General features: G+C 68.3%; 11 protein-coding genes and 2 tRNA genes. 6 read left to right on the top strand and 7 right to left on the bottom strand.

The window, feature by feature from the left end; translation table 11 throughout:
• Window positions 1–36: 36 nt before the first annotated feature.
• Both tig and ASF51_RS15420 read right to left on the bottom strand, forming a co-directional pair.
• Window positions 37–1383: a trigger factor gene (gene tig / locus ASF51_RS15425; protein WP_055931762.1), complete on the bottom strand. Its 1347-nt coding sequence runs from the start codon at window positions 1381–1383 to the stop codon at window positions 37–39.
• 74 nt (window positions 1384–1457) lie between these two features.
• Window positions 1458–1535: transfer RNA gene (locus tag ASF51_RS15420), tRNA-Pro, on the bottom strand.
• Between the two features lie 202 nt (window positions 1536–1737).
• Here ASF51_RS15420 and ASF51_RS15415 point away from each other — a divergent pair.
• Together ASF51_RS15415 and ASF51_RS15410 are read left to right on the top strand one after the other, a co-directional pair.
• Window positions 1738–1811 (top strand) — tRNA-Gly (locus ASF51_RS15415).
• A gap of 123 nt (window positions 1812–1934) precedes the next feature.
• Complete coding sequence (locus tag ASF51_RS15410; RefSeq protein WP_055931759.1) at window positions 1935–5777, top strand: SCO7613 C-terminal domain-containing membrane protein; 3843 nt, start codon at window positions 1935–1937, stop codon at window positions 5775–5777.
• Between the two features lie 40 nt (window positions 5778–5817).
• Here ASF51_RS15410 and ASF51_RS15405 read toward each other — a convergent pair whose 3' ends face one another.
• Window positions 5818–6498, bottom strand: a complete 681-nt coding sequence (locus tag ASF51_RS15405) for a response regulator transcription factor (RefSeq protein WP_235497279.1) — start codon at window positions 6496–6498, stop codon at window positions 5818–5820.
• 4 nt (window positions 6499–6502) lie between these two features.
• Window positions 6503–7945 (bottom strand): sensor domain-containing protein, encoded by a 1443-nt coding sequence (locus ASF51_RS15400; protein WP_235497278.1) that lies wholly within the window; start codon window positions 7943–7945, stop codon window positions 6503–6505.
• A gap of 165 nt (window positions 7946–8110) precedes the next feature.
• Here ASF51_RS15400 and ASF51_RS15395 point away from each other — a divergent pair, with 165 nt between their 5' ends.
• From ASF51_RS15395 to ASF51_RS15380, 4 genes are all read left to right on the top strand, one after another.
• The gene (locus tag ASF51_RS15395) at window positions 8111–8599 is read left to right on the top strand and encodes a Dps family protein (protein WP_055931756.1); all 489 of its coding nucleotides are present in this window, start codon (window positions 8111–8113) and stop codon (window positions 8597–8599) included.
• Between the two features lie 162 nt (window positions 8600–8761).
• On the top strand, window positions 8762–9685 hold the full coding sequence (gene ppk2 / locus ASF51_RS15390; RefSeq protein ID WP_055931753.1) for a polyphosphate kinase 2: 924 nt from the start codon (window positions 8762–8764) through the stop codon (window positions 9683–9685).
• 9 nt (window positions 9686–9694) lie between these two features.
• Window positions 9695–9976 carry a hypothetical protein gene (locus ASF51_RS15385; protein WP_055931750.1) on the top strand — a complete coding sequence of 94 codons (282 nt, stop codon included), beginning with the start codon at window positions 9695–9697 and terminating at the stop codon, window positions 9974–9976.
• A 305-nt stretch (window positions 9977–10281) separates the two neighbouring features.
• Window positions 10282–11580 carry an HNH endonuclease signature motif containing protein gene (locus ASF51_RS15380; RefSeq protein WP_055931747.1) on the top strand — a complete coding sequence of 433 codons (1299 nt, stop codon included), beginning with the start codon at window positions 10282–10284 and terminating at the stop codon, window positions 11578–11580.
• 245 nt (window positions 11581–11825) lie between these two features.
• Here the strand turns inward: ASF51_RS15380 and ASF51_RS15375 are convergent, their stop codons facing one another.
• From ASF51_RS15375 to ASF51_RS15365, 3 genes are read right to left on the bottom strand one after another with little or no spacing between them, the layout of a single operon-like run.
• Complete coding sequence (locus tag ASF51_RS15375; protein ID WP_055931744.1) at window positions 11826–13316, bottom strand: amidohydrolase; 1491 nt, start codon at window positions 13314–13316, stop codon at window positions 11826–11828.
• Window positions 13313–13939 (bottom strand): FMN-binding negative transcriptional regulator, encoded by a 627-nt coding sequence (locus tag ASF51_RS15370; protein ID WP_055931741.1) that lies wholly within the window; start codon window positions 13937–13939, stop codon window positions 13313–13315. The genes ASF51_RS15375 and ASF51_RS15370 overlap by 4 nt, the downstream gene beginning before the upstream one ends.
• Before the next feature lies 1 nt (window position 13940).
• On the bottom strand, window positions 13941–14927 hold the full coding sequence (locus ASF51_RS15365; RefSeq protein ID WP_055931738.1) for an Fpg/Nei family DNA glycosylase: 987 nt from the start codon (window positions 14925–14927) through the stop codon (window positions 13941–13943).
• Window position 14928 lies beyond the last annotated feature (1 nt).

The raw sequence follows: 14928 nt of genomic DNA, 5'->3' as shown, positions 1-14928 counted from the left end.
CATGCGTGCGCATGCCGGGCCCTTCGTGTGAAACGACTAGTGCGAGTGACCCTCGTGGTCGTCGTGGTCGTGACCGGCGTGCTCGTCGATCGCGTCATCGGGCTCGGACACGACGGCCGCGAACTCCTTGAGGTCGACGGTCTTGCCGTCGGTGTCGACGACCTTCGCCTTGCCCAGGAGGATGGCGAGAGCCTTGTTGCGGGCGACCTCGCCGACCATCGCCGGAATCTGGCCGCTCTGGTCGAGGGCCTGAACGAACTCGTTGGGCTCCATGCCGTACTGGGCGGCGCTCTGCACGAGGTACTGCGTCAGCTCGTCCTGGCCGACCTTGACCTGCTCCTTCTCTGCGACTGCGTCGAGAAGGATCTGTGTGCGGAAGGTGCTCTCGCTCGAGGTCGTGACCTCGGCGCGGTGCTCGTCGTCTTCGAGGCGGTTCTCGTTCTCGAGGTGACGGTGCACCTCGTCTTCGATGAGCGCGGGGGGAACGGCGACGTCGACCTTCTCGAGGAGGGTCTCGACGAGCTTGGTGCGGGCGGCGGATGCCTGGCCGAACGCCTTCTGCTTGGCGACCGTGTTCTTGAGGTCGGCCTTCAGCTCGTCGAGCGTGTCGAACTCGCTGGCGATCTGGGCGAAGTCGTCGTCGGCCTCGGGAAGCTCGCGCTCCTTGACCGCGAGCAGCGACACCGACACGAGCGCGTCGGAACCGGCGTGGTCTCCGCCGAGCAGCGGCGCCTCGAACGTGGTGGACTCGCCGGCCGAGAGGGAGTCGAGCGCCTCATCGATGCCCTCGAGCAGCTCGCCGGAGCCGACCTCGTAGGAGATGCCGGTGGCCTTGTCGACCTCGGCGCCGTCGATGGTGGCGACCAGGTCGAGCTGCGCGAAGTCGCCCGTCTTGGCAGGGCGGTCGACGGTGACGAGGGTGCCGAAGCGGCTGCGCAGGTTCTCGAGCTCGGTGGCGATGTCGTCATCCGACACCTCGACGGCGTCGACGGTGACCTCGAGGTCGTTGTAGTCGGGGAGGGTGATATCGGGGCGCACATCGACCTCGATGGCGAGCTCGAGGTCTCCGGAGAAGTCCTTGTTGCTGGGCCATTCGACGATGTCGGCAGACGGCTTGCCCAGGGGGCGCAGCTCGTTCTCGGTGATGGCTTGACGGTAGAAGCCGTCGAGGCCGTCGTTGACGGCGTGCTCCAGCACGGCCTCCTTTCCGACGCGCTGGTCGATCAGGGGCGGCGGAACCTTGCCCTTGCGGAAGCCGGGGATGTTGATCGACTCGGCGATGTGGCCGTAGGCGTGATCAATGCTGGGCTTCAGCTCGTCGGGGGTGACCGAGATGGCGATTTTCACGCGTGTCGGGGTGAGCTGTTCGACCGTGGTCTTCACGTTTGGCTTCTCCTGAGGTTTAGTACTGTGCTGCACCGTGTGGCTGGATCAAGTGTTGCTGGGAACTCGCGCTGTGGTCGGGGCGACAGGATTCGAACCTGCGACCTCCCGCCCCCAAAACGGGCGCTCTAGCCAAGCTGAGCTACGCCCCGGTTCTCGTCACAAGTCCCGCGAGGCCAGTCACCGGGTGACGCACAGGGCGTCTGGCACGAGGGTAGTGCCGGGCGAATTGGCCTCGGCAAGTCTACTGCACAGGCTGGGCGGCTGCTGAGCAGTTTCCGACGCCCGGTTACGCGCTCGGGGAAACTGTGTACTACGATGTTCCAGTGCCGCTTGCGGCGCACCACCCTTTTCGGGGCTGTAGCTTAGTGGTAAAGCCTCTGTCTTCCAAACAGATGATGCGAGTTCGATTCTCGTCAGCCCCTCCATTTTTACGAGGCCCCCGGTAGTCGATACCGGGGGCCTTCCTCGTCTCCGCACACATATCGGCATTGTCCACAGACCTCACGCACGCGCCACGGTGGCCGCGGGTTCTCTGACACGCTGTGCACATGACAGACCTCGTGCCTGCCCCCGCTCCCGTGCCCGGCGCCTCCTGGCCGACGACGCCTCGAGCGTTCACCGACACCGCACTGTGTCCGCGCTGCTTCTCCGTTCTGCCCAGCAGCCGCTGCGCAGCGTGCGGCCTCGAGCTGGCCGTGCCACGCGCCGCCCAGCTGATCGCCCTCTCGACTGAGCTCGTCGAAGCAGAGCAGCGCCGGCGGGAGCTGATCGATCTCCTGTGGAGCGAGCAGCTGGCCGCCGAGGCAGAGGCGCTCGCCCAGACTCGCGCGGTCGCGCCGCCCGTGCACGCATTCGTTCCGGATGCCGCTGTCGCGGCCGCCGCGAGTGTGCCCTCCGCTCCGGCGGCCACTCCCCCGTTGCCTCCGTCGTTCCCGTCGTCGCAGACCGCTCGGCCGGCCGTGCCGGCAGCACCCGCCGGGCCACCAGCACCGGCCGCACCTCGGCGCTCCGGCGTTCAGGTCTTCCTCCTCGTCACGGGAATCGTCCTCCTCTCGGTCTTCGCCCTGTTCTTCCTGACCGTCGCCTACCTCTTCGCCACCGTCGAGGTGCGCGTCGTCGTCACGGCCCTCGCCGGTCTCGCCGTCTTCGGGGTCGCGTGGCTGCTCGCACGCCGTCGCCTCCCCGCGACGGGCGAGGGCGTCGGGGTGGCGGGCGCCGCGATCCTCGTCGGAACGCTCGGCTTCATCCGCGGCGCGGAGGTGTTCGGGTCTGCTGCGGTCTCGCCGACCCTGTTCTGGGGCGGCGGGCTTCTGGTTCTCGCGGCTCTCCTCGTCATGCTCCATCGCCTCACCACCCTCCGCTTCGCGCGCATCGGCAGCCTGATCCTGGTGCCGACGGGCATCGCGCTCGTCGTCATCGGCGCAGTGGCACCGGTAGACACGGGACTGGCGTGGTGGGCAGGGCTGTCGGCGGCGGGCGCCTCGACTCTGCTCGTGCGACGCCTCACGGGCCGAGGCGCAGAGGCCGCACTCGTACGGTCGCTCGCCGTCGCCTTCTCGACAGCGGCACTCATCCCCGCCGCCCTGCTGCTCCCCGACGTCCCGGGCATCCCGGCTGCGGCGTATTCGGTCTGCGCTCTCGTCTGGGGCGCCTTCGGCGCTCGACTCCGACGAGAGTCCGACGCCGCAGCGTGGAGCAACACGGCATCGGCCCTTCTGGGCCTGTCGGTCGCGCTCGCTCCGGCCGTCGCCGTTCTCCGAGAGGCGTCGACCGGGTTCGCGCTGTGGGCTCCCGGCGTCGCGGCCGGCATCGTGGCGACCGTCTTCGTCGTCCTGGCGCGCAGATCGACGAACGTCGCCGCGAGACGCACATTCACGTGGGCGCAGGGGCCCGCACTGGTCGTGGCCGCGATAGGCCTGTTCCCGAGTGTGGTCATCGCGTCGGTGCACGTCCTCGGCTCCCTCGTGCCGCAGTACTCCCTGTGGGGTGCGAGCCCGGATGACCCGATCGGCGTGGTCTTCGAGGTCGGGGCGTGGGCTGCCGTGCTCGGGCCGGCCGTCGCCGCCACCCCCGGCGCTGTCGCCATCCGGCTCGGGAATCTGCCGAATGCTGCCCGGGCCATCGTGGGCGGTCTGTCAGCTCTCGCTGTGCTCGCCGCGGCCAGTCATGGCGGCACCGTCCTCCTCGTGCTGTCGGGGTACCTGGTCGTCGCCGGCGCCTGCCTCGCTGTGCTCCTGTTCACTCTCCGACGCAGCGCTCCCGCGGCGCAGGTCCCGGCGGCGGTCGCGCTGGGCATGGCGACGCTCGCCCTCGTCGTGCTCTCCCACGCCAGTGCGGCCCTGTGGCTGCCGGCGGTTCTCGCAGCAGCCCTCCTCGTCGTCGCCACGCGGCACGGAGTCGCGACAGAGGGTCCCGCGCGGCGACCCGTTCGCGCGGCGCTCACCGCACTCGCCATCGCCCTGATTCTCGCCGAGGCGACCCTCCTGGCCCCGTGGCTTTCCGGCCTGCCCACGGGCGCCTTCGTCGTCGAGCTCCTCGCCTCGAGTCCGATCGACTTCGTCGGAATCCCCGGCATCCTCTCGGCACTCCTGCTGGTGGCAGCACCGTTCCTTGTGCGCCGCTCCGTCGACGGTCGAGCGACATCGAACGCCGCAGATGTGCGGGCCGCCGCCAGCGTCGCCCTCGCCGTCGCGACCATCTGCTCGATCGTCGCCTTCGTGACGACCCTGACGAACGCGACGCCCGCGACGACGCCCCCGGTGCACGTCGCCCGCATCGCGATCCCCCTGATCCTCACGGTCGCCGGCATTATCTGGCAGCGTCGGGCCCCTGTGGTGGGCTTCGTGGAACGCGTGGTCCTCGCATCCCTGGCGCCCCTGGCGATCGCCTCCGCACTCGCGGCCGTCGCATCGCTCGTCGAGCCGTCGTCCGCGCTGGTGGGCGACTATCTCAGCGGACCGGTCGCAGCCATCCTGTCGGCGACAGCCGGCCTCCTGATCTTCGCCCGAGCGTCGACCGGCCTGCGGGCCGCCGCCCGCATCGCATGGCAGAGCGCCACCGCTCTTGTGATCGTGGTGGCCGTGGCCCGCACGGCGACGAACGTCGGCGAAGCGACCTGGCTCATCCTCCTGCTTCTGGCCGTGGCACCGCTCATCGTCGCGCTCGGCGCGGGAAATCCCTTCACCAGCGCAGCCCCTCGGCGTCACTTCGTCATCGCGTCGTGCATCCTCGCGGTTGCGGCACTGTGGCAGTTCCTCGTCTATCGCGACGTATCCGACATCGAGCCCTATTCGCTTCCGGTCGCCGGTCTGCTGCTCGGCATCGCCGCGGCCAGTGCCGTGTTCGGGCGCCGCTCAGCGACCCCGGTCGCAGGTCGCTCCACCCTGTTCGCGGTCGGTCTCCTCGTCGCACTCGGGCCCTCGGCAGTGCCCGCAATCATCGGGTCGCCTGCGCGCGGAGTCGTCCTCCTCGCCATCGCCGCCGTTCTCGTGGCGACAGCGCTCATCGCACCCCGAGTCATCCGCGCGATCCTGGTGCGCGACAGCGTCCTGCTCGCGGGCTTGTCCATCCTCATCGTGGTCGGTTCGGCGGGCACCGTCCGAGACGCCGTCGACAGCACCGTCATCGTGCCTGAAACCTGGGTCGTTCCCGCCGCGCTCGCACTGGTCGCGACATCGATCGTCTGGACGCGACGTCGTGCACTGCCGTTCCGAGTCGCCCAGCTCGGCGTGCCTGCCGCGGTCGTTATCGTCGGTCTGGCCGTGCTCGTCTGCCTGGTGGCCCTGCCCGAGATGTTTGCGGCCACGCGACTCGTGCTCGCGAGCGTCGCACTCGCCGCCGTCAGCGTCGTGGCGGCGGTGCGCAGACGGGTTCCCACCGACCGCGCGACGTGGGCGACCGCGATCTCGATTCTCGTGATCCTCGGTATCACCGGTCTCGCGACCTCAGCCGCGCGTCCATTCGAGCTGTCGACCGCGCCCCTCGCCCTCGCCCTCATCGTGTGCGGCGTCGTGACCCTGCACCGCGACGCGCAGGCGAGGTCGTGGCCGCACCTCGGCCTCGGTGTCACCGTGCTTCTGGTGCCGTCGCTGCTGGCCGACCTCGGCAGCACCGACCTCATTCGTGTGATCGCCCTCGGCGTGCTGTCGGTCATCACCGTCGTGGCTGCCGTCGCGCTGCGGTGGCAGGCACCCCTCGTCGTCGGATCGGTCGTGCTGATCGCGCATGCCCTCGCCCAGTCCTGGCCTTGGATACAGGGGCTCTATTCGGCCGTGCCCTGGTGGATCTGGCTCGGAGTCGGCGGCATCGTGCTGATCGCCGTGGCAGCGCGCTACGAGCACCGCGTGCGCAACCTCAGGTCGTTCGTGGGGTCGATCAGGGCGCTGCGCTGAGCCCGTCGACCGCGAGCGCGGTCGACTGCTTGCGCTTGACTCAGGATGCGCGCAGCCAGGCGAGAACGGCGAGAACGCGGCGATGGTGGGTTCCCGAGTCGTCGAGCCCGAGCTTGGAGAAGATGCTCGAGACGTGCTTCTCGACCGCGCCTGTCCCCACCACGAGCTGCGCCGCGATCCCCGCGTTCGTGCGCCCCTCGGCCATCAGAGAGATCACGTCGCGCTCCCGCGCTGTGAGCGTCGCCAGAGGGTCGCGTCGCCGTCCCAACAGGTGCCGCACCACCTGCTCGTCGAGCACCGTTCCTCCGCCGGCGATGCGGGTGACGGCATCCTGCAACTCGTCGAGCGACGCCAGCCTGTCTTTGAGCAGATAGCCGATTCCCCCGTCGCCCGCCGCCAGCAGCTCGACAGCGTAGGTCTCCTCGACGTACTGACTCAGCAGCAGGATGCCGATGTCGGGATGCCGTCGGCGCAACTCGAGCGCCGCACGCACGCCCTCGTCTCGGAATGTCGGCGGCATCCGCACGTCGAGCACCGCGACGTCGGGCCGCACCGCCGCGATGTCCGACAGCAGGGCGTCGGCGTCCCCGTAGGCGGCGGCCGTCTCGAATCCCGCCTCATCGAACAGCCGCACGAGCCCCTCGCGGAGCAGAAGCGAGTCCTCGGCGAGAACGAGACGGATCCTGCCGCGCGGCTGCGGCCTCTCGTCCCGATCGCTCACCCCCTCAGGATAGGGGGATGCGGGTCGTGACTATCGTCGGTCCACCCTCGGGTGACGTGATCGAGATCTCTCCGCGCAGCCCACTCACCCGTTCGGCGAGACCTTCCAGGCCGTGGCCCGAGACCATCGTCGCGCCGCCGTGGCCGTCGTCGAGCACGGTGAGCGCAAGGAGTCGCTCCCCCGAGTCCGATTCGAGAGTCGACGCCGACACCGTCGCCGCGGTCGCGCCCGCATGCTTGGCGACATTCGCGAGCAGCTCGGCCGCGATGAAATAGGCGCTTCGCTCGATCTCCGGCGCAATGCGCTCCTGCCCCACAGCCAGCCGGATGTCGGTGGGCACGGTGCTCCGTGCGGCCAGCGACTCGAGGGCGGCAGCCAGACCCCTGTCCTGCAGAAGGGGCGGCGCGAAACCACGCGACAGGTCGCGGAGCTCCTCGAGGGTCTCACGCGACTGCTCCCTGGCGCCTTCGAGCAGGGCCCGTGCGGCGGCGGGATCGGAGTCGAGGGCGCGCTCCGCACTGGCGAGATCGAACTGCAGGCGCACAAGGCGCTGCTGCGGCCCGTCGTGGATGTCGCGCTCGAGTCTGCGCAGACTGTGGTCCTCGGCCGAGACGGCCGCGTCGCGGGACGCACCAAGGGCAGCCACCTCGCGCTTCAGCTCGTCCGACGAGAAGCGTCCGAGCATGCCGCGGGCGATCACATCGTGCAGCCGCACCAGGCCATGCGTGACGAAGGGAAGCACGGCGAGCATCGCCAGGCCGAACAGCGTGTAGAGGATGGTCTCATTGCGCTGGAGACCGTCGGGGTCGTTGCCGATCTGCACCCCGGGCACCACGAATTCGATGACCACCTTGTTCAACCAGAGGTTGTCCGGTCCGTGCTCGGGAAGGAACCGCGACCAGATGCCGTAGCTGAGGCCGCCGAGCCCACTCACGAGCCAGGTGAACGCGATGCACCAGCTCGCGAGACCGACGGCGAAGTTCACGAGCCCTCCATGGAGCAGGTAGAGCCAGTGATGCGCGCTCCCCAGGTAGTGGCGGAGCATCCCCATGACGCCCGGCGCGCGTTCGATGTCCCACAGGGGACGAGCGATCCGAGGCATTCCGGCGGCCTCGAGGCGCACCAGCTCGATGGTGCCGAACCACCGGGCCGCGACCAGAGCAGCGACGAGCACGAAGACGCCGCCCACGATGACGACGGTGGAGATGCCGAGCGCGAACAGGGTCACGAGCACGATGAAGGCGACGGTGACGACAGGGAGGGTGCCGAGAAGGAAGCCCACCTCGCGAGGCACGCGGGACCACCGTCGACGGAAGCGGCCGCGCACCGGCGCCTTGTCGTCGTTGTCGATCATCGTGCCCAGAGTGGCAGAGTCCTGCGCGAGTGTCATGTCGAGTGTCTGCGCTGTCGTGTCTGTCGTCATGTCGGTTGTCGTGTCTGTTGTCATTCCTCAACCCTCACCGTCACGTCGCCTCGGCGACATGCGACCGGCATCCGGATTCGACCGGGGGTTAACCCCCGGTCAGGCCTGAGTTAGCCCAGCCTCAGCTTGCTTGCGGAACAATCTGTGCTGAGTACGGTTGTACGTGTCAGACACGATAGGAGTCACACAATGACCAACACCACCGTCACCGTTCCCACCAGCTCGACGAGCCCCGACGTCGCAGCCGCCACGGCCCAGTTCCTCGCACCGATCGTCGTCGACCTCCAGGCCCTCGCCATCAACGGCAAGCAGGCGCACTGGCACGTTCGCGGCGCGAACTTCATCGGCGTGCACGAGCTTCTCGACAACGTCGTGAGCCACGCGCAGGACTGGGCAGACCTCGCCGCCGAGCGGGTCGTCGCTCTCGGACTGCCCCTCGATGCGCGCATCGAAACCGTCGCCTCGAAGACCGTCATTCCCACGATGGAGCCCGGCTTCCAGCGTTCCGAGTACATGATCGCCGCGATGGTGGCGCAGATCGACGCCACGCTCGTCGGCATCCGCAAGGCCATCATCGAGCTCAACGACATCGACCTCACCAGCCAGGACGTCGTGCTCGAGATCGCCCGCGGTCTCGAGAAGTCGCGCTGGTTCCTCTCGGCTCACATCGCCGAGTAGAGCCTCTCGCACCACAGCCCTTCGACGGGCCGGCACATCGTGCCGGGTCTGTCGGAGGGCTGTGCCGGTTAAGGGCTGTGCCGGTCAAGAGCCGTGCCGGTTAACCGGGCGTCCACCTCGTGGACACCGGCGGGATGCCACCGGAGGGTAGCCTCTGGCGCTATGACGCAGCTCGTGAGCCACTATGCACTGCCGCCCGACCTCGAAGACGTGTCGGGCTACACCGTTCTCGACGATGACGACGATGACCCGGTTCTCATCTCCCATGACGGCACGCGCATCGACACCTGGCGCGAGGGCTATCCCTACGCCGAGCGTATGGAGAGAGACGAATACGAGCTCTCGAAGCGGCTGCTGCAGATCGAACTGCTGAAACTGCAGAACTGGATCAAGGCCTCCGACCGCCGACTCGTCGTGGTCTTCGAAGGCCGTGACGCTGCCGGCAAGGGAGGAACGATCAAACGGTTCACCGAGCACCTCAATCCGCGGGGAGCGCGAACCGTGGCACTCGAGAAGCCGTCGGAACGCGAGAGCAGCCAGTGGTACTTCCAGCGCTACGTGAAGCACCTCCCCGCAGCCGGCGAGATCGTGCTGTTCGACCGTTCCTGGTACAACCGCGCTGGCGTCGAACGGGTGATGGGCTTCTGCACCCCCGAGCAGTACGACGAGTTCATGCGGCAGACGCCGAGGTTCGAGGAGATGCTCGTCGGCGACGGCATCGACCTGGTGAAGTTCTGGTTCTCGGTCTCGTCCGACGAGCAGCGCACTCGGTTCGCGATCCGGCAGGTCGATCCGGTGCGTCAGTGGAAGCTCTCCCCCATGGACATCGCCTCACTCGACAAATGGGGCGACTACACGGCCGCGAAGGAGGCCATGTTCGCGCACACCGACACGTCGAATGCCCCGTGGACCGTGGTGAAGAGCAACGACAAGAAGCGCGCCCGCCTCGAGGCGATGCGTCACGTGCTGAGCCTGTTCGAGTACGACAACAAGGACCACGAGATCGTCGGCCGACCCGACGAGAACATCGTCGGCTCGGCGGCCCGAATCTACGAGCGCGGGGAGAACGCCGGCATCGTCGCGTAGCCTTGTCGGGTGGAAAAAGATCTGCTCGCCCTGGCGCAGCTCCGGCAGGAGGCCCGCGACGTTCTCGATGCGGGAATCGAGGCCCGCTGCCGTGAGGGCGAAGACCCGTGGGACTTTCTTCCCGACCTGCCGACGGTCGACCAGTGCGTCGTCATCGGCCTGCGCACCGCCCACGTCGAGCAGCGCGACCCCTCCGAACCCAGGCTGTCGAATTTCGAGATCCTGAGGTCGATCGCGTTCGACTACCCCGAGCTTCGCCGCGCCGCCTGGTCACTCGTCACCCGCCGCTGAGCACCGCCCTCGACGACGGCTCGGCAGCACGTTCCTGAGCTTGTCGAAGCCCCCCTCCGGTCCAGACCCCGTTCCCTGAGCCTGTCGAAGGGGCCCGCCCCTGTTCCGCGCCTGCGCCGGTCGAGTAGGCCGCCCGCGGCCGTATCGAGACCCCGTTCCCTGAGCCTGTCGAAGGGCAGTCAACCCGGCGACTTCTTCTCCTCCACAGCCCACCCCTCACGACACTTATCCACAGCCGTTTTACCTGATCAAGTGTCGAATGCTGGTTCCGACCGAGTGTCGGTGGTCACTGTTTGACTTGTCCCATGACATTAGAAAGCCCACCCCTCTCGACCGACCCGTACCTGGTCGCGCTCGGCGAGGTCGCCGCCCTCGACACGCAGATAGCCCGCCTATCCGCAGTAAGGGCCAGACGCGTCGTCGAGGCCGCCCGCCAGCTCCACCGGCAAGCACCAGTCGACACGTCCACCGCCGGTCCGGCCTGGTCCACCGCCCGGGTTGAACGGGTCGAACTCCTCACCGAACTCGCCCTGCTGACGCGCCGTACCGAGTATCGAACTGCCGTTCTCGTCGACACCAGCATCGCCCTCGTCGACCGGCTCCCCGCGACCCTGGCCGCGGTGGCCGCCGGTGCTGTTTCGTGGGAGCACGCAGAGGTCATCGCGAAACACGCCGAGAACCTCGACGGCGACGCGTTGGCCACGTATGACACGAGGCTCGCTTCTCTGGCTGTCGAGGTGAACCCGAAGCAGCTCGAGAAGAAGGCCCGCCACGAGGTCGAACTCGCCCAACCGTCCACCGCGGTCGAACGAGCAGAGAAGGCAGCGGGCACGCGGCGCATTTACGTGGATCCGGCGGCGGACGGCATGGCTCAACTCACCCTCCTCGCCCCAGCACCGGAAATCCACGCCATCGCAGACCGCGCCGTTCACCTCGCCGCCGGACTGAAAAGAGCTGGTGACCCGCGGAGCATGGGACACCTCAAGGTCGATGTCCTCACCGACCTGCTCCTCAACGGAGAACCGTCGATCCCCGGAGCCACACGCGGTATCCGCGGCAGGGTGCATGTCATGGTCCCCGCGATGACACTGTTGGGTGTGGGTGACGAGGCAGCGATCCTCCGCGGCTACGGTCCCATCGACCCCGCCACCGCCGCCCAGTTGACGGCCGATGCCACGTCGTGGCGGCGCATCCTCACCGACCCCATCACCGGGCGGATCCTTGCCACCGATCCGCGGGACTACCGACCCACCGCAGCAATGATCGACCATGCCCGACTCGTGCACCCGGAATGCGTGTTTCCTGGGTGCACGGTCCCGTCCGAGCAGGCCGACATGGACCACACCGAAGACCACGCCTACGGCGGCGGCACCATCCCGGAGAACCTGGCGCCTCTGAGCGCCGGACATCATCGGGCGAAGCACCACACCAGGTGGCAGTTCGTCCAGAACGGAGACGACACCCTCACCGCAACGTCACCCGCAGGCCACATCTATACGGTCCGGCCGGAAGGCAAGATGAGGCCAGCACCACAGGCACTCATCAAGGCCGCCACACAGAACATGACGACCCCGGAGGAGGACCTCGACGACTGCCCCTTCTAACCAACCCGAAGTCCGGGGCCTCGATACGGCCGCAAGCGGCCTACTCGACCGACGCAAGGGAGCCGAGAACAGCCGCCCCGTTCCCTGAGCTTGTCGAAGGGCTACCCACTCGACCGACGCAGGGTCGACGAGAGCGCCTCCGCCGAGTGTCGACAATGCAGCGCGCCCGACACCGAGACGGTGCTGCCCAAAGAGCTGCCGCGACCGGCGAGGAGTGCGCCGATCGAGTAGCGGCGCGCCCGGAATCAGAGCGCGTCGTGTGTGAAGCGGCCGGCGAGCAGCGTGGCGGCCACGGGCATCCGGCGCAGCTCGTCTGTGGTTGCGGTAAGCGGGTCGATGTCGAGAACGGCGATGTCGGCCGGCCCTCCCGCCTCGAGCGAACGGCGGCCGTCGGCCGAGGCGATGAGTGCGTCTTCGACGGAGATGGCCTGCTCCGGATGCCACGGCGCCCTGTCGTCACCCGTTCGCCCGACGGCGGCGGCGATGGTGATCCACGGATCGAGCGGCGCGACCGGCGCGTCGGAGCCGAGAGCCAGTTCGGCCCCCGCCGCGAGCAGCGACGCCAAGGCGAACGCCCGCCCTGTGCGCCCGGGCCAGTACTTGTCGGCGACGTCGCGGTCATCCATGGCGTGCTCGGGTTGCACGCCGGCGACGACTCCGAGACGGGCGAACCTCTCGAAGTCGGCGTCGTCGACGAGCTGGGCGTGCTCGATGCTGCCGCTCACGCCGAGCCGCTCGAAGGCGTCGAGCGCGAGCCTGTTCGCGTGATCGCCGATGGCGTGCACGGCCGGAACGAGCCCGGCATGAGTCGCCCGTCTGAGAAGCGGCACGAGCTCGTCGTAGGGAATGGTGAGCAGTCCCCGCGAATTGCGCTGCCCCTCGAGGCCGGGATACTCGTCGAAGCAGAAGGCGGTGCGCGTGTTCAGCGACCCGTCGGTGATCACCTTGAACGGGCCGACCTCGAGCAGTCCGTGCGTGCCCGCGACAAGCGCGCCCGTGACGAGGCCCGCGTCGATCGCACGGTCGAGATGCTGCGGATAGATGCCGAACCGCACCCGCAACTCGGTCGACCCCGAGCGGATGCGACGGGTCCAGTCGTCGACGTTCCACGACATCTCGAGATCGACGACTCCGACGACTCCGCGGGCAGCGGCGGCTTTCGCGGTGTCGCGTACCCAGCCGTCGAGCGTCTGCGTCTCGACGGCGCCGAGGGTGCGGGTGACGGCGAAGCAGTCGTCCTCGCGCAGAAGGCCCGTCGAATGATCGGAGCGGCCGTGCTGCGCCAGCGCGGCCGAGTTCAGCCAGCAGCAGTGCAGGTCGGCGCTGACGAGGATCACCGGGCGCGAGCCCGACACGCCATCGAGCAGCGCACGATGCGGAGCATCGGGCCAGAGCCCGTCGCGGAAGCCGTAGCCGACCAGCGGGCCGGCATCCGTCTCTGCCGTCGCATCCTCGTGCCGGAGCCGCGCGGCGACGATCGCCACGGCATCCGCCGCCGACTCGGCCGCCGCGAGATCGAGTCGTCGCGACACGAGCGCCCACTGGGTGGCATGGACGTGCTTGTCCCATAGTCCGGGGATCACGAACCGTCCATCGAGATCGACGACGCGGGCGGACTGATCGCGCGACAGCTCGCCGACAGTGCTGACGGACTCTATGAGACCGTCCACCACCCGCACGTCGACGCGTGATCCGCCCGGCAGCCTGCCGCCGGCCAGAAGCAGCGAGTCGGTCACTTCTCTCCTCGTACTCGTCGCATCTCGGCCGCGAGCGCCTCGCTGGCGTAGGGTCCGTCTCCCTCGAGCTCGGAGATGATGCGATCGACCGTCTCTTCAGGCTTGTTCTGGCTCATCTTGCTCTTGGCCTCGATGCGCGTCGGAACCAGGCGGAATCCCACGGTGCCGGCGCTGATCGCGTCGGCGTATGCCGAGTCAGCGGCGGTTCCTCGCATCAGCCTCGGTGCGTCGACGTGCTGCTCGAAGTGCTCGACGAGCCGATCGAGAACGCGCAGGTTCTCGTCTGCGTCGAGGACCTCGGGAACGCCGGAGAGGTGCGCCGAGGTGAAGTTCCAGGTCGGAACCGCAGGGTCGGCGTCGTACCACGACGGCGAGATGTACCCGTGGGGCCCCTGCACGATCACCATGACCTCGTGCTCGCCGAGCTCGTGGAGCCTCTCGTCGGGGCGGCCCACGTGGCCGACGATGGCGAGCTCGTCACGCGTGTCGTCGAGAAGCACCGCGTAGTGCGACGCGACGAGGCCCTTCGACGTGTGGCTGACCAGGGTGATCCAGGGGTTCTGCTCGATGAGTCGGCGCAGCTCGGCCTCATCGGTGAGGGTGAAGACGGGTGTTCTTCTCATGTCAGGCCTGGTCCTTCGGGCACCAGTACAGTTTCCTGCCGCCCATGATCTCGACGATGATGTTCGTTCCGCAGACGCGGCACGGCAACCCGTCTCGTTTGTACACCCAGTGCCGATCGTCGCGCTTGGCGAGCGCCTTGAGATAGTCGGCCTTCGAGAGCTTGTCCATCGTCATCATCTGGCCGGTCTCGACACCGATGGTGAGCAGTTTCGTCCAGTCCTTCCACAGCGCGCGAACCGTGTCCTCGGCAACGAGCTTGCCCGGGGTGTGCGGGTTGAGCCTGGCGCGGAACAGAAGCTCGGCCCGGTAGACGTTGCCGATGCCGCTCACGACCGACTGGTCCATGAGCAGCAGACCGATGGGGGTCTGCTTCTTGCGCACGGCCGCCGTGAAGCGGTCCTCGGCCGCGCGGCGGGCCTTCGGCGTGGTCTCGAGAAGTGGATCCGGCCCGGCCTTGGCGATCACGGCGGCGACCTGGGCCGCATCCAGAATCTCGCACGCGGTCGGGCCGCGCAGGTCGGCGACCGCGGTGTCGGTCAGCAGGCGCACCCGTACAGCTCCGACGGGAGCCGGCGGCCATTCGGTGATGTCGTCTCCGAGCTGCTCCTGCTCCGACATGCGCAGGCGGGCACGCCGTGGCGCACCGATGCTCGAGATCGAGTCCTCGCCGTCCTCATCGACGACGGTGCCCCGCTGGTTGGTCTGGCCCATACGCCCGTTCGCCGACGCGATGGTGTCGTCGCGCGTGATGTCGCCCGCGAAGTCCCACGCACCGTAGATGCCGAGGTGCACGCGCAGCCAGACCTCGCCGTCGAACTCGAGGAACATCTGCTTGCCGACCGCCTTCGCGTCGGTCATCGTGCGCCCGTCGAGGATCGCGGCCCCCTCGGCGAAGCGACCCTGGGGCGACCACGACTCGACGCGACGACCGACGAAGTTGCGCGTGAACTGCCGGGTGATGCGATGTACGGAGTGTCCCTCGGGCATG

Source organism: Agreia sp. Leaf283, from assembly GCF_001422485.1.
Classification (GTDB): domain Bacteria; phylum Actinomycetota; class Actinomycetes; order Actinomycetales; family Microbacteriaceae; genus Agreia.
The sequence above is the reverse complement of the archived record's forward strand: the minus strand, read 5'-3'. Positions and strand labels throughout refer to the sequence as shown.

Excerpts from the sequence above, each read along its gene's own strand:
- ASF51_RS15410 (WP_055931759.1), top strand. The coding sequence starts at position 1,935 with ATGACAGACCTCGTGCCTGCCCCCGCTCCCGTGCCCGGCGCCTCCTGG.
- ASF51_RS15400 (WP_235497278.1), bottom strand. The coding sequence starts at position 7,945 with ATGACAACAGACACGACAACCGACATGACGACAGACACGACAGCGCAG.
- ASF51_RS15395 (WP_055931756.1), top strand. The coding sequence starts at position 8,111 with ATGACCAACACCACCGTCACCGTTCCCACCAGCTCGACGAGCCCCGAC.
- ppk2 (WP_055931753.1), top strand. The coding sequence starts at position 8,762 with ATGACGCAGCTCGTGAGCCACTATGCACTGCCGCCCGACCTCGAAGAC.
- ASF51_RS15380 (WP_055931747.1), top strand. The coding sequence starts at position 10,282 with ATGACATTAGAAAGCCCACCCCTCTCGACCGACCCGTACCTGGTCGCG.
- ASF51_RS15370 (WP_055931741.1), bottom strand. The coding sequence starts at position 13,939 with ATGAGAAGAACACCCGTCTTCACCCTCACCGATGAGGCCGAGCTGCGC.
- ASF51_RS15365 (WP_055931738.1), bottom strand. The coding sequence starts at position 14,927 with ATGCCCGAGGGACACTCCGTACATCGCATCACCCGGCAGTTCACGCGC.